Here is an 18,534-nt window from a genome sequence, read left to right as displayed (position 1 = left end):
GCTAGTTTTAGTTTGAATGGTTAAACCACTCTTCTTTTGCGTTATTGCGAATCAGTTCGCGATAACCACCATTGCGTCACGCAGAGTACGCTCTTTATACTTGTACCCCTTCTGGAAAGTACTGACGATCTGACCACTCTCATGTTCATCACTGTCTACCTGTTGTACCGCGTGATGGACATTCGGATCGAAAGGTGCATCGTCCGGCACTTGAACTACACCGTGTTTTTCAAGTGTCGATAAAAATTGTTTCATTGTCAGTTCCACACCTTCGGTCATCTTTGCCAGAAGTTCTTCAGCGTTGGCTTCGCTTTTTGAGGCTTCGATCGCCATGCCAAGTGCATCGACGACCGGGATAAGATCTTTGGCGAACTTCTCCTGGGCGTATTCAAGCGCCTGATACTTTTCACGCTCTAAACGCTTCTTGATATTGTCAAAGTCGGCATGCACGCGCGCATATTTATCCTGCAGCGCCGCCACCTCGTTTTTCAATGTCTCAAGTTCGTCTTCGACCTCTTCAACTTCAGATTCCTCTTTCGCTTCGAGCTGCTCTTCGAGTTCCTCTTCTATTGATTGTGTCTCTTCGTTTTTCTTTTCTTCAGACATAATGTATAAGTAACTCCTTTCTTGAAATCTGAGCAAATTATAACAGATGAGTCATTTACTGTCAAGTACTGCATCACACAATCATGCTCAATTGACTTTAGTCCAACAGACTCATATCTGAAAAAGCCCGTGTTTTTTGGGATTTCTAAGTAAGATCGTAAAAAAATGTGCAGGATTTTAGTGCAAAAGAAGTTTGTGGATACGCTGAATTTTGAGTGGTTTTACCCTCTCTACTCTCTGAACAGGGTTTGAAGAGTAGAGGCAAGTTCTTGTTCATTGTCGACATATTCGATTTTCATAATCCGACCGTGTTCGAGATAGAGGATCGTCAAACATCCCTCTTTGTACGGCAGGGAGGCATTGAATTTTTCATCAAAACTCAACAGCATGCTGTGGCGGGTATAGGCCTGCATACGCGGCATGACAAAAAGCGAAAGTATCCCTGACGGTATTGTTGAAAAATCAGCGATCATGGCAACCTCTTTGTTCTGCAGCAGCGAAGGGTCTTTTTCAAAATAGTCGTTAGCGATGCGCGTGGTGCTCTTGTCCCAGGTCAAAACCCATACCTTCTCATTGCCGACCCGATGTTTCTTCGAAAACTGATCTTCCAAAGTACGCGGGGCGATTCTGTCGCCTACAGCCAGGATCTGGGCAAAGAGAGAAAGCGGTAATAAAACGAGCAGGATAAAACGCATTGTTTTCCTTAAGAGATAAAATTGGTTTTCTTATGAAGTGCTATTTTACACAAGGGGACCTATAATGCCCCTATATGATCAATCCCGGGAGCTGAAACGGCCCATACATAGGCGACATTACCATATGAACACAACAGAGACTATCTTCGACTATCACCAGCGCACCAAACATCATCCCAACCGTTACGCCGCCTCTCTGGGCTATATGGACTGGGCAACGCAACCCGACCCATTCCGTCGTTATGAAGGTTCACGATCGGTAGAGCTGCCACTCGCCTTTGAAAACGCGACAATGAGCTATAACGCTATTATGGGCGATGCACACCTCCCCTCCGCCCCGCTCTCGCTTGAATCCCTGTCGCAGCTTCTGCAGTTCTCCCTCGGCATCGCGGCATGGAAATGCATGGGGCCCGAGTGCTGGGCGCTGCGCTGCAACGCCTCCAGCGGCAACCTCCAGCCCACCGAAGCCACACTCATCCTGCCGCCGGTCCAAGGGATCTCGGAGAAAAGCGTCATCGCCCACTACGCCGTCAAAGAGCATGCCCTGGAAGTTCTGGCCGAGTTCGATACCGCCTACTGGAGAGAAGAGAAAGAGCACGGCTTCTTCGTCGCACTCAGCTCCGTCACCTGGCGGGAGATGTGGAAGTACGGCGAACGCTGCTTCCGCTATGTCAATCTTGATCTCGGTCACGCAACAAAAGCACTCAAAGTGAGTGCAAGGGCGCTGGGACTGCAAAGCTCAAAGATCGGGAACCTTCCGCTCGCCGATCTCGAGAGACTGACCGGTCTCGATCAGAAAGAGCGTTACCACGCAAGCGAACCCGAAATAGGACAGACGCTGCTGCACATCGGCGAAACAGCCGACAGCGGTCACGATCTGTCGCAACTGCTTCGTGACCTTCCCGTGCAGTTTCATGGAAAGGCAAACCTGCTGAGCCCTTCGCATCACCCCTGGGAGGCTGTCGATCTCGCTGTTAAAGCAAGCCGGGTCGACATGGCAACGATGCCGAAGCTCTCTATTGCAACACCTGCCGTAAAACGCATGGAAAACAGGAGAAGCATCAAAGAGGTGATTCTGAAACGCCGCAGCGCCCAGGCGATGGATTTTGGTCTCACCCATATAACACTTGAACAGTTTATGCAGCTGCTCCATAGCGTCACAGCACCGGTCGACAGCTATCGCAGCCGTGCCCACTTCGCCCTCTTTGTACATGATGTGGAGACACTGGAGAGCGGTCTCTACTTCTACATCCGCAACAGCGAGCACAAAAGCGCCCTCAAACGGCTGACGCGAAAAGACTTTCCCTGGGATGAAAAAGCGCCGAATCTCTATCTTTTGGAAAAAGGCGACTTCCGTTCGCAGGCCAGATTCATCTCCTGTTCGCAGGATATCGCAGCCGACAGTGCCTTCTCCCTGGGCATGATCACCCAGTTTCATGAACCGATAGAAACCTACGGCGCGCATGAGTACAAAGAGCTCTACTGGGAGTGCGGCGAGATCGGCCAGCAGCTCTACCTCGAAGCGACAGCCCTAGGTCTGAACGCCACCGGTATCGGCTGTTACCTGGACGATGTGATGCACCGTATGCTTGGGCTCGAAGACGACACTTTCCAGACGATGTACCACTTCACCATCGGGCGTGCGATCATCGATACGAGAATGAGCACAAGAGAACCCTATCCGAACCGGGGTTCGTAAAATTGCTATGCCAAAGCGTACGCTTCTGCCTCGGTTTTTACTGATTGTTGAAGAGGAGTGCCTGTATGGATCAGTGAGGAGTTGATGGTATAGGTGAAGGTACTGCCCTGCGACGGTGCAGATCTTATCTCAAGCGTGATATCCGCCTCGTCGATAATGGATTTTACGATGCTCATACCGATACCGAATCCGTTCTTATACTCATCTTCACGGTAGTAGCGTCCCGTTATCTTTTCAGGGTTTTTGATGCCCTGCCCGTGATCCGTGACAGAGAGCGCCACCCCGCCATCACCAGCCTCTTCTATTGCAACCTCAATGCTGCTGTTTTTATGCGAAAACTTAATGGCATTGGAGAGTGTATTATCTATGATGCGTTGCAGCTTGGTAGGGTTGAAAACCATCTCTGTCCTTGTATCGGCAGACAGCGAGAGTCTTATGTTTTTAAGCTGGCAGATAAGCTCAAAGTACTCCACCCGCTCCCGGACGAACTCTTCCAGCCCTATTATCTCATCTCTGTAATCCACACGGTTCTCTTTGATCAGGTAATCCATATCATTATAGATCGTCGCCAATGATTTTGTAGCCGACTTGATACGGTTAAAGTATTTGTTCTTTCCGTATATGCTGTCAAAAAGGTCCACATTTACATTGATGATGCTCAGCGGCGTATTGATCTCATGCATGGACTCTTTGATGAAGTCATCGAGTTTTTCATTTACCCGCTTGAACGGCAGGGAAAAACTGTTCAGAAAGTAGAAAGAGAGAAGCAGGATCAGGGTAATGATGCCGAAGGCGATAAGACTTGTTTCAAGAAAAACCGAAGTATACGATATCGCTGTTTTGGTAATAATATAGTCGGCAAAAAAGTACTTCTCGGAGGGGAGGACCGTGATCAGGAAACGGCTGCCGCCCTGGCTGTGATAGCCCGGCATAAAAGAGGGCAACGGTTCTTTGATCTGTGAATAGATGGCCGAAAAATTTTTGGCATACAGCCCCGACTCGTAGGCGGCAAACCTCGGAAATTCGAAGACCTTGTCCGGGTTGTTGCCGAATGCGTCCATTGCACTGATCGTATGGGCCTGAATAGACTTTAGCTCGACTTCCGTCTTGATCTCCTGCACGTTGATCTTGTGATTGACATAGATAGACAGAGGGGCCAAAAGGATGAAAGAGATGATAAACGTATAGATCAGACTGTAGCGTCTTACAAACTTCTGCTCATCGACAATCAAGACGATACCCCAGACCATAGATGTTTTTAATCATATTTTTCGGCAGTTTTCTTCTCAGGTTGTTGACCTGCACACGTGCATTGGCAGAATCTACATTGTTCTCCCATATCTGTTCATACAGCATCTCAAAGCTGACGACCTGATTACGGTGGATAAGAAAAAGGTTGAGAAGCTCCCCTTCCCTCTTGCTAAGCGGTATCCGCTTTGATTGACAGCTGAGTTCATATGTCGTTACATTGTAACTGTACCCCTGCGGAAGTTCGATGAAGTTCTCTTTTGTTTTGAAACAGTTCGATTTAAGGGCATGCTGTACCCTGAGCAGAAGCTCTATCAGGTCAAATGGCTTTTTAATGTAATCGCAGCAGCCGTTGGCATACCCTTGAAGCATCGCATCCGCACTGGACATCGAGGTCACAAAAATAGTAGGTATCGACTTGCCTTCCCTAGCCAACTCTTTTCGCAGGGAAAAACCGTTCCATTCACCGGGGACATTGACATCGAGCAGCAAGAGGTCATACTCGGTAGAGAAGATGGCGTCAAAAGCGTCATCACTGTTTTCAAATCCGTCCACGATGTACTTCTTGGAGGTCAGAAACTCTTCGATGCTCTCTTTTAAGATCAGTTCGTCTTCCAGCAGAAGAATTCTCATTTTATCTCTCCTCTAGATTTTTTGTTTGAATTCACATCCAGTAAAAGGGAGATGAGTTCATCCTGCGTGTAATTTTCAAGCTGCTTTCTCAGCTTCTCTTCAAGCGCAACCCTGTCCTCTCCGTGCACACATTTTTTCAGCAGAAGGAGCTCTTTATCCGTAAAATCATGATAGCTGTTGATAGAGGGGTCGCGATTGATGATAGAGTAGTAGAGATCTTTTCGGGCATAGGTGAAGAAAGTATCCAGTTCCTCTTCAAAAGCACTGAAAAGGCTGAGCTTTTTTTTAGAGAGTATCAAAATAAACGATCCGATATTCTGCCCTTCACTGTTTAAGATCGCTTTGGAAAAATAGAAGTGGTTCTCCCCTTCCAATATCCCCTGCGTCAACAGATCCCCTACACCCGTTTTTTGCATATAGGCGATATGGTGTATGTTCGCCCCCTCATTGGCCACGATCGTATCGCCTATACGGGGATTTTTGTCGAGCAGTACCGCCTGAGCCTCATATTTTGCATCAAGCAGGACCAGAAGGTCAACGTCGTAATTGGCAAAATAGTCCTCTATCGCATCGAATTTCTGTATCACCTCGACAAAACCGATAAACGCACCCTCTTTGACAATGGGGATAGAGGCGATCAGTACCAGTCGTCTTGCCGCTTCAAAAGAGAGGTGGGGTTCAAGCGTACGGACCATCTCTTCAAGATCCGGACGGTACTCTTTTATGGGCAATCCGGCATCACGGTTGTCCCAGCTTCTTGCAAAGATGACAAAATCTTTCGAGATGATCTGGGTACGGACCTTGGAGCCGCTGAATGTTTCCAAGGTGCTCATATACCGTTTTAAGATCTCGTAGCCTTTCGCTCCATCGCTGTTTTGTATTGCTGTCTGCAGTGTCTCGTTTTGCGAAAGTGCAAAAGCGAAAGCAAAGGCTTTGGCTTTCTCTTCTTCGATCTGTTTGTCGAGCAGATTTATAAGAACGACATCCACCCTGTTTACAAACTCATGTTTATTTTGGATGTAGAAGTAGACGATCGCTATGAGCAGCAGCAGCAACATCAAAGCAAGATATTTTTGATAGAGTTTCATAATTTTCCATACAGTAAAATAATAAATTCTGATACTATAACTGAATAATTTGAATCAAACATATGATGCACCTCTCCTGTTATGAATCACAGCCGTTAAGGAACAAGCTTCAGTTCAAGCTCTTTATTATCAGCCTGAACGAATCCGTAACCGGCATAGATCTTTTGCGCTTCCGGCGTTTTTAAAAATTTCAGGTAACGGTGGGCATTTACGTGATTTTTCGCAGTTGTAAGTTCTCCGATCACATAAGAGACCTCGTTCGCCATATTGTATGGAGCCGGGATTTTCACACCTTCAAGTGCACGATGAGCGGCTTCTGCAGCGTTGACTTCTGTTGTCCATACAATCCCGACATCCGCTTCATTGTTTTCTATAAGAAAAGGTGTCTCTCTGTGGTGACGCTCTGTAAACCATGTCTTATCTTTAACTGCCCAACAAGATTTACATTTTTTTCCATCGGTAACTTTTTCATAGATACCCAGATCTTTTAACATCTGTGAACCATAAAATTTAAAAATACCTTCTGTTAAAGGATTTGGCAGAGATTTGACCAGATCATCCCTTGCAAGATCCGCCGGTCCTGTAATATGTTTAGGATTACCTTGGGCAACCATTAACTCAAGCTGATTATGCGTATACGTCATGTAGGTGTTCATCTTATCTACTTCTTTAAGTTTTTTAAGATGCCCTAAGTTTACACTGCCGTAAATATCTGGATTTTGATTGGTCTTTTGACCGTAAACCATGCCTTGCTTTAAAATCTGTTCTTTTAAAATCTTGCCCGGTGGTATCGTTTCAACATAAACAGTTTTTATATCGGGGTTTTTCTTTTGAAAATTTTTGATCAACTCTTCTATAACCATAAATTGATTTCCGGCTAAATATACCACCAGATCCGAAGTGTAAGAATCATAAATCTGCCCATACTCGATTTTTCCATTACTATGAAATGTTCTATAATCATGTCCATGTCCTGCATCTTTCGCAAAACAGACAGGAGAGAGTGAAAATACACCTGTTAACGTAGCAGTCAGCAGCAGTTTTTTAATATACATTTTTTGCCTTTAATGTTTTAATGTATCACTCCTCCAAGTAAACAGACACATTTTTAGGAGTCGTAATACTTTGGTTCCATGATCCAAAATCGTGAAACCACTTTTTCTCTGTCTCGGGTAATATTGAGATTACTGGATCTTAATATAGGAATATCCTTGTCGCTGAAGCTCGATTGCTTTTATAATACCGGCCGGTGTCGTTTTAACGATGTCCAACAGCTGCTGCGGTTTGACATTTTTCTTGTTCATCGTGTTTTTGCACGCAAAAAATTTAATATTGTCCCCGCCCGTCATTTTTAGACTTTTGAACCGTCCGGTCGTTCCGTTCTCTGCCGGTCCGCCGTGGGTGAGATAGGGCATCTCTCTGAAACCGGTCTCTTCGAAATCTTTCATCATGTACTGCAGACAGGGGCCGAGCGTCACGATATTGATTTCGTAATCGATAAAATTGTCCTGATAGTACTTTACAGCGTTATTGAGCGTGTTCAACATCAAATGGACGCGTTTTACATCGGGAAAATCGCATTGGTAAACGACTTTTATCGTCTCTTCATCCTCTGCAAAAAGCGGCAGCGAAGCCGCCATCATGACCATTAGTGTGATTACTGTTTTTAGCATTTTCATTGTTTTTCCTTTCCTAGAAAGCAGCAGTGACTTGGACTGCTACCCGGTTACCCATATTGTCAAGAACTTTCTGCGCGTTGGCGTTGCCGGGGGCTTTGGCATCACGGAACATGTAGTTCAAGTCAATACGCGTTGCGCCTTTAAACCTGTAAGAACAGCCGAGTGTGGCCGTTTTAAAATCTCTTTCGGCCTTGCTGTCATTTGTCAGACGATTTGAAAAATCATAACGTCCGAAGACTTCCAGCTTTTTAGGCATAATCTCATACTGAAGGTTCACATAACCGCCGTCTGCCTTGTTTTCATCGCCGACCGCAAACTGGAACTGCCAGTCTTCTTTCAATGGGTCACTGTCTTTATCTTTCGCGCCGGTAAAGATCATCCCTTCGGCTCTCATATATTCTGCTTCAAATCGAAGACCGGAATTGTAATAGGTCATACCAAGACCGTAACGCTTTCTGTTTGCGTTCACTTCAGTCGTCACGAGTGTTGTTGGATCCGTTGAAAGAAGAGTACGTTTGCCGTCCTGACCCCAGATAAAGAATTTCATCGATTCGGTGTAATAACCTCTGGCCGGACCGAAATTGTCTTCCAGAGCAAGGTAGCCGTAATGTGTTCTCTGCTTATCAGAAGCCTTCATGGAAATGCCGTTTCCGTTACCGTACATATAAGCATAAGACAAGGTCCAGCTCTTTGCAATATTAAAGGTGTCAAAGATCTGTGCCCCGGTATCTCTATAGGCACCTATCGGTTCGTCAATGCTTGTACTGGTATAGTGTACCGTCGCTGCTCCGCCCGCTGCGCCATTTTTTTGCGCTGCACCAACATTAGTTACTTTTCTTTCAAGCAACTGCTGGTTTGACATCGTCGTAAACTCAATATACGGAGATACGAAAACAGCCTGTAAACCCTCTTCACTACCAGGCGTTTTAAACATACCCACACGCAGTTTTGCTCCGGGAACATGCTTTAAAGTAACCGAAGCGTCACTAAAGTACGTCGCTACGTTTCTGTGCCCTGCCAGGTTGTTGATACCATTATTCCCAAACTCTGTCATGACAAAGTAGTCCACAAGATTCTCATTATCCGCCATACCGCGCAGGGCTATCCTCGCACGGAAGACGTTAAATCCGGACTGATCTTCCAAGTCCGGGTTTAACAGTGAAAATGGTGTTTGATTTACGCCCCCGCCATTAACGACAACATCACCAAAGTCTTTCTTGTAGTTTATCTGTACAAACCCCCACAATTTCGGTACTTTACTGCGGTAAGGTACGATAACGCCTTTCGGTGCCACTACTTCGGGTTGTGCACCCTGAAGCATAAGCCAGTCGGCTGCATTCATCTGGGAACAAGATGCAAGCAGGGCCCAACCGAGAAACCTTGTTTTTAAACCTATTTTCATATGTTTTCCTTATAAAAGATGGGGGCAGTGTAGAATAAGAATGAAAAGGAAGTGTAAAAGCTTTTTCGATTGCATTTCGCTCTATATAAAGGACTCGACAATACCGAAAGAATCAAGAAGACCCATCGAAAACCTGATGGGTTCTATGAGAAGAGGAAGAGGCTTTTTACCTCGGGGCGGCAGGTTTCAGCTGCCATCTTGATGATGTTATGTCCCGAATACTGGGACCGAGAGCTTGAAGTATACTCTTACATTCGCAGTGTCGCAATAAGGCGTTTGTCGTTAAGCAGCAGCCCCAAAGCGTCTTTGATATTTGTGCAGACGACATCACTGCTTAACAGGGTCTGGGTACTGCATCCTTCATCACCTATCAGGGCGATACCGAGCAGCGCCTCTTTCAACATCTTTGCATCATTGTTCCCGTTGCCGACGGCAGCGCAATGGAGACGTCCAAGAGCATCAATATACGCCGCCTTTTCAGCGATATGGTCATCACTTGTCAATACCTTGACCGTTACATCGAACCCTTCAAGTTGCGTCTTGACACTGCCGAAAGTGTCCGAAGTGATGACGTGCACACTGTAGCGTTCGACCAGGGGCGCAAGCAGTACTCTTGCCTCTTCTTTGAGTTCACCGTCTTCTGCCAGTGTACCGTTATAGTCCAACACGACATGGCGTAGTACAAGCCTCTTGTAATGCGGGATAGTAATATTCATTTCTTTCATCTTCAGCGCTCCGGAGTATTTTAAAAATCATACCATTAAAGTGCCCTCTTAGCGAAACGGGACTATTATATGGCTACTCAAACATATGAATTTATTACGCGAAAGACACCCATGGAAGCAATAAAACTGACACAATACAGCCACGGTGCGGGCTGCGGCTGCAAGATCTCGCCGAAACTGCTCAAAACGATTTTGGAGAGTACGCGAGAGACCATCGAGTACCCGCAGCTTCTCGTCGGCAACGCCACCAATGATGACGCGGCCGCCTTCGACCTCGGCAACGGCACCTCGGTACTGAGCACCACCGATTTTTTTATGCCTATTGTGGATGACCCCTTCACTTTCGGGCGCATCGCGGCGACCAATGCCATCAGCGACATCTATGCGATGGGCGGCAAGCCGCTGATGGCCATCTCCATCTTCGGCTGGCCCATCAACACGCTTGACGCCGATGTCGCCCAGCAGGTGATCGACGGCGGCCGCGCGGTCTGTGAAGAGGCCGGTATCCCCCTGGCCGGCGGCCACAGCATTGACTCCCCGGAGCCTATCTTCGGTCTTGCCGTCACCGGTCTTGCCGAGAACAAAAACATCAAACGCAACGACACGGCAGAGGTAGAGTGCGCACTTTTCCTGACCAAACCTCTGGGTATCGGTATCCTGACCACTGCGCAGAAACAGGGTAAGATCTCGGAAGGCGACATTCAGGTGGCTATCGACGCCATGTGCACGCTCAACAAGATCGGTGCCGAAATCGCCCGGCTCGAAGGGGTCACCGCGCTGACGGATGTGACCGGGTTCGGACTGCTCGGCCACCTTACAGAGATCTGCGACGGCAGCAACATCAGTGCAATCGTCCGTTTCGATGATGTTCCCGTCTTGGACAATGTCAAAAAATACCTTGCGATGGAATGTGTCCCGGGCGGAACCCGCCGCAACTTCGAAAGCTACGGGCACAAGATCGGTCCGATGACGTCTGAGCAGCAGGACATCCTCTGCGATGCCCAGACATCCGGCGGACTTCTCTGCGCGGTACGCAAAGATGCGCTGGATGATTTTTTACGTATCACGGCATCGGCCGGGCTGGAACTGCGTTCTATCGGGCGTACCGTCAACCGCGGCCAATACAGCGTCGAGGTAATCTAAGGTGCCACTGCCTCTGACGGATGATTTTCGTTCTATTGTCCTGCAGGCACGGCCGCTTATCGATGTCCGCGCCCCTGTCGAGTTTGAAAAAGGCTCTTTTCCGACATCAACGAACCTCCCCCTGCTCAATGACGAGGAGCGCCGTCTGATCGGTATCCGTTACAAAGAAGCAGGCAACAGCGAAGCTGTAAAGCTGGGGCACAAGCTCATTCAGGGAGAGGTAAAAGCGCAGCGGGTAGAGGCGTGGCAGAGCTTTGTGCAGCAGCATCCCGACGCCTACCTCTACTGCTTCCGCGGCGGCCAGCGTTCCAAGATATCGCAGGCGTGGCTGGCCGAAGCAGGCATCACCATACCCCGCCTCAAAGGGGGTTACAAAGCCTTCCGTAACTTTTTGATGAACGAATCGCTGCGTATCAGTTCCGAAACAGCGCCCGTCATCATCGGCGGACGGACCGGTTCGGGCAAGACCCTACTGATTCACCAACTCGAAAATGCCATCGACCTTGAAGGTATCGCAAACCACAGAGGCTCCTCCTTCGGCCGTTTCAGTACCCCGCAGCCTTCGCAGATCGATTTCGAGGACCGTCTCGCTTTTGCGCTGATCCGCTACGAAGCCGCCGGACACCGTCAGCTCGTTATCGAACACGAAAGCCACAATATCGGCAGGGTCTATATCCCGAAACCGGTCTTTGACAACTTCCAGAAAGGCTCTCTCATCATCCTGGAGACTCCTCTGGAAGAGCGCGTCCAGATCACCTTCGACGAGTATGTCACCGCTGCCCTGCTCGAATACGGCAGCCGCTTCGGCGAAAACGGTAGCAAACAGTGGTTTGATACGATGGACGGCGGGCTGGACCGTATCCGAAAACGGCTCGGCAGCGAACGCTACCTGTCTCTCAAATCGCTACTTGCCAATGCCTTTAAACGCCAGCAGGCGAACGGCGACACCGAAGCGCATAAAGCGTGGATCGAAATACTGCTGCGCGACTACTACGACCCGATGTATGACTACCAGATCAGCAAAAGCCCTCTTCCAGTGCTCTTCCGCGGCAACGCCGAAGCCGTACTTGACTTTGTCAAACAAGGCAAAAAGAGCTAGAGGTTACCGCTTTTCCGCATCTGCCAGGGTCAGGCAGAAGAGTACCTCTTTACCCTCTCTCTCTAGTGCCTCAACCGCCTGGGTCAGGGTCATCCCCGTCGTCACGATATCATCGACCAGTATCACATACTTCTCCTGAAAGGGCTTAACCTCGAACCGGCGTGGATGCAGCAGCCGAAACTGAAAGCTCTTGCCCGAGTAGGTCTCTTTGCTAGTCGCGATCAGCTTGTTGAAACGGGGATAAATCTGTTCCGACGTCAAGGCCCTGTTCAGGATTGCCGTATGCGAATACCCGTGCTTGACATGTTCGTCGACGCCTAGCGAAGTGACACTTCCGTCAAAGCTGAAGTTGTCACTGAAGCGTTTAAAAGCGATCTTTGCAAAAAGCGTATAGATGTAGAAACCGAGATCGGTATGTTTGGTGTGGAGCAGTTTCTCGATCTCCCTGTATTTATAGAAAGAGTAGACATTGATATTGCCGCGTATCTTGCGTTTATAGAATGCGGGTTGGAGGTTTTCTGCCTGGCAGGCTTTGCAGATATGGGTGGGAGACCATGAAGAGCAGAGCAGGCACTTCATAGTCTTGTACTTTAGTCCATCTTCAGTACGGACATGAAGGCTTCCTGCGGCAGGTTGACCTTGCCGATGGACTTCATCCGCTTCTTACCCGCTTTCTGTTTCTCCAGAAGCTTGCGTTTACGGGTAATATCCCCGCCGTAACATTTGGCAGTAACATTTTTACCCATCGACTTGACCGTCTCGCGGGCGATTACCTTGTTGCCCAGAGAGGCCTGGATCGCCACCTCGAAAAGCTGGCGCGGTACGATCTCTTTCATGTTCTTCACCAGAGCACGGCCGCGATGTTCCGCTGCTGTCCGCGGGACGATGACCGACAGGGCATCGACCACATCGCCGGCGACACGTACGTCGAGCTTGACCAGGTCGCCCTGGCGGAAACCGATCGGTTCATAGTCAAAAGAGGCGTACCCTTTGGAGATAGACTTGAGCTGGTCGTAGAAATCAACAACGATCTCGTTCATCGGGATAGAGTACTCAAGGAGAACACGCTCTTCGTTAAGATAATCCATCTTCTCCTGCATACCGCGTTTTGAGACAAGCAGGTTCATGACGTTGCCCAGGTATTCGCTAGGCGTAATAACCGTTGCCTTGACATAAGGCTCGTCGATATGGTCAATAAGGTTCGATTCCGGAAGCTCCGACGGGTTCTGCACCTCAACCAGCTCGCCGCTGGTCAGATAGACATTATAGACGACCGAAGGGGCCGTAGCGATAAGGTCAAGGTTGAACTCGCGCTCAAGACGCTCTTTGATGACCTCCATATGCAGCATGCCAAGGAATCCGACACGAAAGCCGAAACCGAGTGCGACTGAGGTCTCCGGCTCATAGCTCAAAGAGGAGTCGTTGAGCTTTAGCTTGTCAAGAGCGTCTCGCAGGTCCTCAAACTTGTCTGTATCGATCGGGTAGAGCCCGGCGAAGACAAAGGGTTTTGCCGGCTCATAATTGCCTACCGGTTCAGCTGTCGGGTTCTTCGCATCGGTAATAGTGTCACCGACATTGACGGAGCCCACATCTTTAAGGCCCAGGACAACAATACCGATCTCACCCGTTTTGATCGCCTGTGTCTTTTGGCGTTTAAGTGGGTGCGGGTACATCAGGTCAAGGACCTGGTGCTGCTCTTTGTTGCTCATCAACAGCACGTTCTGGTTTTTGGAGATCTCGCCGTCAAAGACCCGTACAAGAGCCAGTGCACCCAGATAGGGGTCGAACCACGAATCGTAGATGATCGCCTTTGTCGGCGCATCAGGGTCACCTTCAGGTGCCGGGATACGCTCAACGATCGCATCGATCAACTCACGGATACCGAGCCCCGATTTTGCCGAGACCATCAGCGCATCCGTCGCATCGATGCCGATACTGGTTTCTATCTCTTCGGCAACACGTTCGGGTTCGGCTGCCGGAAGATCGATCTTGTTGATAACCGGCAGCAATTCCAGGTTATTGTCGAGCGCCAAATAAACGTTTGCAATCGTCTGCGCTTCGACGCCCTGAGCCGCATCGACGATAAGCAGTGCACCGTCCGACGAAGCCAGTGACTTGCTCACCTCATAAGAGAAGTCGACATGGCCCGGAGTGTCGATAAGATTCAGGTTGTAGTGTTTGCCGTCTTTGACATAATCCAGACGCACCGACTGAGCTTTGATCGTAATACCGCGCTCTTGCTCGATATCCATCGTGTCCATCATCTGGGAGGTCAGCTCACGTTCACTCACCGCACCGCATTCCTGGATAATACGGTCGGCCAATGTCGATTTACCATGGTCAATATGGGCGATAATGGAAAAGTTTCTAATGTGTTCTATTTTCATATGTTTCCGAAGAAACGGCTTTCACCGTTTGAGATTTATGCGAAGAGTGAGTTGACACTCTCATTGTGGTAAACACGGCGAATCACCTCGGCGAACAGAGGCGCGACGGAAAGAACCGTGATAGTATCATGAGGTTTTGTCACCAAGGTGTTTGAGATACAGAGTTCATCCAGAGAGTCGCTGTCGAGATTGCTATACGCCTTGCCGCTGAGGACACCGTGCGTCGCAATCGCCATGACCGACGTCGCCCCTTGGGCCTTAAGCGCCGCGGCGGCTTTGACCATAGTACCGGCTGTATCAACCATGTCATCGACGATGATAACATCCTTGCCTTCGACATTACCGATAATGTTCATGACTTCAGACTCGTTTGCCTTTTCACGGCGCTTGTCGACGATGACCATCTCGAGACCGAGCTGTTGGGCAAAATAACGGGCACGGGCTACACCACCGATATCCGGCGAAGCGATAATAGGGTTCGGAAGGTTCTTGGACTGTACATACTCTTTGAAGATGATCGAACCGTAAAGGTTGTCAACCGGAATATTGAAAAAACCCTGGATCTGACCGGCATGAAGGTCGATCGTCACGACGCGATCGATCCCGGCCGTCTCGTAAAGGTCTGCGACAAGTTTCGCCGTAATCGGTACACGAGGTGCCGCTTTACGATCCTGGCGAGCATAACCGTAGTATGGGACCACTGCGGTGATCGAACTGGCCGACGAACGGCGAAGTGCATCGGTCATGATCAGCAGTTCCATCAGGTTGTCATTCGACGGGGCACCCGTAGACTGGACAATGAAAACGTCGCGTCCGCGGACACTTTCTGCGATCTGTACAGAGATCTCACCGTCTGAAAAACGTTTTACATCCGCCTTGGCTAAAGGAACATCAAGGCTCTTACACACCTCTTGAGCAAAGTCAATGGAAGAACTACCTGCAAAAATCTTATATCCGCGCATGGGTCACCTTATGGTACAAAATAATAATGAAATTATATCGTATGAGCCTGAGGAGAGAGTAAAGAAAATGAAATAGCATCTGGAAGGCACCAGACAGGTCGATACTGACTCTGATTTCAAAAAGTCAGGTATCTGTGTTATCGACACAATCTGTTAAACGATCCAGCCGCCGCCTACGAGCTTGTTTCCGTCGTAAAAGACCGCAGCCTGCCCCGAAGCGACACCCAGAACCGGCTCTTTGAGCGTTATCCTGCCGCGGTTTCCTTCGATCTCGACGTGGCACGGCACGGCGTGGGTGCGGTAACGCAGTTTCACCGTCGTATCGAAACTCGTGCGGTCGTCGAACATATTGACGTCTTTGATCTCGACCTCATAACATTCGAGCTCTTCTTTAAGTCCCACGACGATCTGGTTCTTCTCCGGAATAATCTTCGTAACAAAGTGCGGGTCATGTGCCCCTTTGACCGTAAAGCCCTTGCGCTTGCCGATAGTGTAGTGCATGTACCCTTTGTGCTCTCCGATCACATTGCCTTCAGCGTCAAGTACCTCGCCGGGCTGATCGACCTTGACATAGTCTTTCAGGACGTCGGTGTAGGTGGTCTCGACAAAACAGATCTCGCTCGACTCCGCCTGCGAAGCGAACGACTCCAGCCCCTTGATGCCCGCCGCAAACGCTTTGACATCTTTTTTATGGCGTGACCCTAGGGGGAACAGAAGACGCGGCACGATCGCTTTGTCGATGTAGAAGAGAAAATAGGACTGGTCTTTCGTGTCGTCTTCGGCCTGCAGAAGATAGGTGCCGTCATGCTGGATGTAGTGGCCCGTTGCCAGGTAGTCGGCACCGATCTCATCGGCGAACTTCAACATCTCGCCGAACTTGAGGTTGCGGTTGCACAGTGCACAGGGGTTCGGGGTCTTTCCCGCTTTGTACGTCTCAATGAAAGGGGTAACGACCTTCTCTTTGAACGTCTCCTGAAGATCGAGGACATGGAGTTTGATACCGACAAAGTCCGCCGCTTTCTGCGCACGGGCCTGATGGATCTCGTGATACCCCGGTTTCGAATGGAGTTTCATATAGACCCCTTCGACCTCGTAACCCTCTTCTTTCAACAGCAGTGCCGAGACCGTCGAATCGACGCCCCCGCTCATACCGATCAATACTTTCTTCTTTGCCATAATGTCTACTCTCGACCCCATAAAATGAGTCTCTTAAATTTTCGTTGTGAAATCATAACAAAAAGAGACTAAGCAAGAGACTATCTTTACCATTTAGATTAGGTATACCGTTTTTGGGTAAAGAAAATCAACCGCAAAAAGAGGCCGATTTTTGGAAGAATCTTCTTGACACTACCAGATCAGAACTGTTCTTTGAGCCGTTTCATAAGGCCGGCCAGACCGCTCTCTTTCGGCTTGACATAGACCTGTCGTTCCAGTTTTTTGACCAACTCTCTGGCGATGGCACGAATGTCACTGCTGGGGATGCTTGCCGGATAAGTCTGGGCAAAAAGGGCGCGCCGTTTAACAGCGTTAGAGACCTTTTGATCGGCATTGATCTTGCCTAAAAACTGCAGATCCAGATCGTCTCTGATATTGGCAAGTGCGACGCGCTGTATACGTTCAAAGATCGAGAGCGCCTCCTGTTCATTGGCAACCTGATTAAGGAGCATCCACATGTCGTTTCGCTCTCGCGCCGCTACTTTTACCGTCGCATAGGCATCCGTGATCGCCGCCGGATCGGGCACTGTGACAATGATAACGTCGTCCGCCGCCTGCAAAAAAAGCTGCGTGTTTTTGCTGATACCGGCACCCGTATCGATGATAAGCACATCGAGATCATTCAGCACTTCAGCCTCTTTCATGAACTGCGCAAAGATCGCCGAATCGGAGTAGTTCAGTATCTCTTCGCCGCTCTCTCCGGGGATCAAGACAAGATTCTCCATCACCCGTATCAATATGTCTTCCAGCCGCGCTTCGCCTTTCAAGAGGTGCAGAATATTTTTTTTGACGGAGACATTAAGCATCACATCGAGGTTGGCCAGACCGATATCGGCATCAAAGATACCAACCTTGACGCCTGCTGAGGCAAGGATATAGGCGAGGTTTGAGCTGATGGTACTTTTGCCGACACCGCCCTTGCCGCTGGTCACAGCGATGAAGCGGGTCTTTTTGGCACGGTTGCTTTTATGCATCACTCTCTTCCTAACAGTGACAGAGGGATCAGTACGCTCTCGCGCTCCTGCCAGTGCGGGTGCGGCAATGTCAGCTTAGGCGTGTTCATCCGGACATCATCAAAAAAGATCAGGTCAAGGTCAAGGGTGCGCGGTGCATTGGGAAAGCTGCGTTTACGCCCGAAACGCTTCTCTGTGCGCAGCAGAAAGTCCAGCAGCTCTTTCGGGCCCATCGACGTCGCCACCTCGATGACCGAGTTTAGAAAATCGTCCTGATCGGTATAGCCGAAAGGAGGGTTTTGTAAAATCGGTGCGGTGTGCAGTATCTCGATATTTTTCTGACGGTTCAGATAGTGGCGCAGGTGCTGAAAACGGCGTTTGACATCGCCGACGTTGCCGCCGATACCGATGACGGCACGGTGACGGTAGTGCGACGAAGCTTGGTATGATGCAGGAAAACCTTCCTCTATAAAGAGCCTGAGTGTAGGCGAAAGTTCTCGTACGATCCCCACGGCAGTTACGCTTGTTGCTGCTGTGCCGCTGCTTGTTGTGCCTGAAGAGCCTGAACCTCTTGCATGATCTGGCTCATACCCAGCATTGCCAGGTGGTAGCCGAACGGACCGAAACCGACAATAGATGAAGCACAGACCGGTGCGATCATGTTCTCTTTTCTGAACTCTTCGCGGCGGTGGATATTGGAGATATGGACCTCGATCGTTGGAATAGCAACCGCAGTGATCGCATCGCGGATCGCGATAGAGGTGTGCGTATAGGCTGCCGCATTGATGATGATCCCCTGCGCCTCGCCGTAGCACTCCTGGATCTTGTCGACGATCTCGCCCTCAAGGTTCGACTGGAAAAATTCGATCTCCATGTTGTTTTTGTCGGCAAAGTCTTTCATCTGTGCATGGATCTGCTCCAGTTTCATCGGTCCGTAGATCTGCTGTTCACGAACACCTAACATATTGAGATTTGGACCTTGAATGACAACTACTTTCAT

At 49.2% G+C, this 18,534-nt stretch carries 19 protein-coding genes; 3 read left to right on the top strand and 16 right to left on the bottom strand.

The window, feature by feature from the left end:
- Positions 1-51 precede the first annotated feature (51 nt).
- Together grpE and WCY20_RS03960 are read right to left on the bottom strand one after the other, a co-directional pair.
- Positions 52-606, bottom strand: coding sequence for a nucleotide exchange factor GrpE (grpE, locus tag WCY20_RS03965; RefSeq protein WP_345977163.1), 555 nt, complete (start codon positions 604-606; stop codon positions 52-54).
- A 230-nt stretch (positions 607-836) separates the two neighbouring features.
- Complete coding sequence (locus tag WCY20_RS03960; protein ID WP_345977161.1) at positions 837-1,301, bottom strand: hypothetical protein; 465 nt, start codon at positions 1,299-1,301, stop codon at positions 837-839.
- A gap of 124 nt (positions 1,302-1,425) precedes the next feature.
- Here WCY20_RS03960 and WCY20_RS03955 point away from each other — a divergent pair, with 124 nt between their 5' ends.
- Complete coding sequence (locus WCY20_RS03955; protein ID WP_345977160.1) at positions 1,426-3,000, top strand: SagB/ThcOx family dehydrogenase; 1,575 nt, start codon at positions 1,426-1,428, stop codon at positions 2,998-3,000.
- A 5-nt stretch (positions 3,001-3,005) separates the two neighbouring features.
- On the opposite strand, the gene WCY20_RS03950 is transcribed toward WCY20_RS03955, so the two are convergent.
- The 7 genes from WCY20_RS03950 to WCY20_RS03920 form a co-directional block, all read right to left on the bottom strand.
- The gene (locus WCY20_RS03950; protein ID WP_345977158.1) at positions 3,006-4,250 is read right to left on the bottom strand and encodes a HAMP domain-containing sensor histidine kinase; all 1,245 of its coding nucleotides are present in this window, start codon (positions 4,248-4,250) and stop codon (positions 3,006-3,008) included.
- On the bottom strand, positions 4,219-4,881 hold the full coding sequence (locus WCY20_RS03945) for a response regulator transcription factor (RefSeq protein ID WP_345977156.1): 663 nt from the start codon (positions 4,879-4,881) through the stop codon (positions 4,219-4,221). Before WCY20_RS03945 ends, WCY20_RS03950 begins: the two co-directional genes overlap by 32 nt.
- Positions 4,878-5,969 carry a cache domain-containing protein gene (locus WCY20_RS03940; RefSeq protein WP_345977153.1) on the bottom strand — a complete coding sequence of 364 codons (1,092 nt, stop codon included), beginning with the start codon at positions 5,967-5,969 and terminating at the stop codon, positions 4,878-4,880. The genes WCY20_RS03945 and WCY20_RS03940 overlap by 4 nt, the downstream gene beginning before the upstream one ends.
- A 95-nt stretch (positions 5,970-6,064) precedes the next feature.
- On the bottom strand, positions 6,065-7,024 hold the full coding sequence (locus WCY20_RS03935) for a substrate-binding domain-containing protein (RefSeq protein ID WP_345977151.1): 960 nt from the start codon (positions 7,022-7,024) through the stop codon (positions 6,065-6,067).
- A 129-nt stretch (positions 7,025-7,153) separates the two neighbouring features.
- Positions 7,154-7,648, bottom strand: a complete 495-nt coding sequence (locus WCY20_RS03930; protein ID WP_345977149.1) for a DsrE family protein — start codon at positions 7,646-7,648, stop codon at positions 7,154-7,156.
- Positions 7,649-7,661: 13 nt separating this feature from the next.
- On the bottom strand, positions 7,662-9,050 hold the full coding sequence (locus tag WCY20_RS03925; protein WP_345977147.1) for a hypothetical protein: 1,389 nt from the start codon (positions 9,048-9,050) through the stop codon (positions 7,662-7,664).
- Between the two features lie 248 nt (positions 9,051-9,298).
- A complete protein-coding gene (locus tag WCY20_RS03920; RefSeq protein ID WP_345977145.1) occupies positions 9,299-9,766 on the bottom strand; it encodes a haloacid dehalogenase in 468 nt (155 codons plus the stop codon).
- A gap of 120 nt (positions 9,767-9,886) precedes the next feature.
- On the opposite strand from WCY20_RS03920, the gene selD reads away from it, so the two are divergent.
- Entirely contained in the window at positions 9,887-10,918 is a 1,032-nt protein-coding gene (gene selD / locus WCY20_RS03915; RefSeq protein ID WP_345977144.1) for a selenide, water dikinase SelD, read from the top strand.
- A gap of 1 nt (position 10,919) precedes the next feature.
- Positions 10,920-12,017, top strand: a complete 1,098-nt coding sequence (mnmH, locus tag WCY20_RS03910; RefSeq protein ID WP_345977142.1) for a tRNA 2-selenouridine(34) synthase MnmH — start codon at positions 10,920-10,922, stop codon at positions 12,015-12,017.
- Positions 12,018-12,020: 3 nt separating this feature from the next.
- Here the strand turns inward: mnmH and WCY20_RS03905 are convergent, their stop codons facing one another.
- The 7 genes from WCY20_RS03905 to aroQ form a co-directional block, all read right to left on the bottom strand.
- Complete coding sequence (locus WCY20_RS03905; protein ID WP_345977140.1) at positions 12,021-12,596, bottom strand: phosphoribosyltransferase family protein; 576 nt, start codon at positions 12,594-12,596, stop codon at positions 12,021-12,023.
- Between the two features lie 11 nt (positions 12,597-12,607).
- Complete coding sequence (gene lepA / locus WCY20_RS03900) at positions 12,608-14,398, bottom strand: translation elongation factor 4 (protein ID WP_345978214.1); 1,791 nt, start codon at positions 14,396-14,398, stop codon at positions 12,608-12,610.
- Between the two features lie 41 nt (positions 14,399-14,439).
- Positions 14,440-15,366 carry a ribose-phosphate pyrophosphokinase gene (locus WCY20_RS03895; RefSeq protein ID WP_345977139.1) on the bottom strand — a complete coding sequence of 309 codons (927 nt, stop codon included), beginning with the start codon at positions 15,364-15,366 and terminating at the stop codon, positions 14,440-14,442.
- Positions 15,367-15,519: 153 nt separating this feature from the next.
- Complete coding sequence (mnmA, locus tag WCY20_RS03890; RefSeq protein WP_345977137.1) at positions 15,520-16,563, bottom strand: tRNA 2-thiouridine(34) synthase MnmA; 1,044 nt, start codon at positions 16,561-16,563, stop codon at positions 15,520-15,522.
- A gap of 158 nt (positions 16,564-16,721) precedes the next feature.
- Complete coding sequence (locus WCY20_RS03885; protein WP_345977135.1) at positions 16,722-17,555, bottom strand: MinD/ParA family protein; 834 nt, start codon at positions 17,553-17,555, stop codon at positions 16,722-16,724.
- On the bottom strand, positions 17,555-18,046 hold the full coding sequence (gene folK / locus WCY20_RS03880; RefSeq protein WP_345977133.1) for a 2-amino-4-hydroxy-6-hydroxymethyldihydropteridine diphosphokinase: 492 nt from the start codon (positions 18,044-18,046) through the stop codon (positions 17,555-17,557). The genes WCY20_RS03885 and folK overlap by 1 nt, the downstream gene beginning before the upstream one ends.
- A gap of 5 nt (positions 18,047-18,051) precedes the next feature.
- Positions 18,052-18,534, bottom strand: a complete 483-nt coding sequence (aroQ, locus tag WCY20_RS03875) for a type II 3-dehydroquinate dehydratase (RefSeq protein ID WP_345977131.1) — start codon at positions 18,532-18,534, stop codon at positions 18,052-18,054.

The sequence above is a fragment of the Sulfurimonas sp. HSL3-7 genome, from assembly GCF_039645985.1.
Lineage (GTDB): Bacteria > Campylobacterota > Campylobacteria > Campylobacterales > Sulfurimonadaceae > Sulfonitrofixus > Sulfonitrofixus jiaomeiensis.
Note: the sequence above shows the minus strand (reverse complement) of the source record. Positions and strands in the feature narration are given on the sequence as shown.

Bases quoted from the DNA above. Each gene is read 5' to 3' on its own strand.
- WCY20_RS03920 (WP_345977145.1), bottom strand. From the start codon at position 9,766: ATGAATATTACTATCCCGCATTACAAGAGGCTTGTACTACGCCATGTC.
- WCY20_RS03945 (WP_345977156.1), bottom strand. From the start codon at position 4,881: ATGAGAATTCTTCTGCTGGAAGACGAACTGATCTTAAAAGAGAGCATC.
- WCY20_RS03935 (WP_345977151.1), bottom strand. From the start codon at position 7,024: ATGTATATTAAAAAACTGCTGCTGACTGCTACGTTAACAGGTGTATTT.
- WCY20_RS03950 (WP_345977158.1), bottom strand. From the start codon at position 4,250: ATGGTCTGGGGTATCGTCTTGATTGTCGATGAGCAGAAGTTTGTAAGA.
- selD (WP_345977144.1), top strand. From the start codon at position 9,887: ATGGAAGCAATAAAACTGACACAATACAGCCACGGTGCGGGCTGCGGC.
- WCY20_RS03885 (WP_345977135.1), bottom strand. From the start codon at position 17,555: ATGCATAAAAGCAACCGTGCCAAAAAGACCCGCTTCATCGCTGTGACC.
- WCY20_RS03925 (WP_345977147.1), bottom strand. From the start codon at position 9,050: ATGAAAATAGGTTTAAAAACAAGGTTTCTCGGTTGGGCCCTGCTTGCA.
- WCY20_RS03960 (WP_345977161.1), bottom strand. From the start codon at position 1,301: ATGCGTTTTATCCTGCTCGTTTTATTACCGCTTTCTCTCTTTGCCCAG.
- WCY20_RS03940 (WP_345977153.1), bottom strand. From the start codon at position 5,969: ATGAAACTCTATCAAAAATATCTTGCTTTGATGTTGCTGCTGCTGCTC.
- WCY20_RS03895 (WP_345977139.1), bottom strand. From the start codon at position 15,366: ATGCGCGGATATAAGATTTTTGCAGGTAGTTCTTCCATTGACTTTGCT.
- WCY20_RS03930 (WP_345977149.1), bottom strand. From the start codon at position 7,648: ATGAAAATGCTAAAAACAGTAATCACACTAATGGTCATGATGGCGGCT.
- mnmA (WP_345977137.1), bottom strand. From the start codon at position 16,563: ATGGGGTCGAGAGTAGACATTATGGCAAAGAAGAAAGTATTGATCGGT.
- WCY20_RS03955 (WP_345977160.1), top strand. From the start codon at position 1,426: ATGAACACAACAGAGACTATCTTCGACTATCACCAGCGCACCAAACAT.
- aroQ (WP_345977131.1), bottom strand. From the start codon at position 18,534: ATGAAAGTAGTTGTCATTCAAGGTCCAAATCTCAATATGTTAGGTGTT.
- grpE (WP_345977163.1), bottom strand. From the start codon at position 606: ATGTCTGAAGAAAAGAAAAACGAAGAGACACAATCAATAGAAGAGGAA.
- WCY20_RS03905 (WP_345977140.1), bottom strand. From the start codon at position 12,596: ATGAAGTGCCTGCTCTGCTCTTCATGGTCTCCCACCCATATCTGCAAA.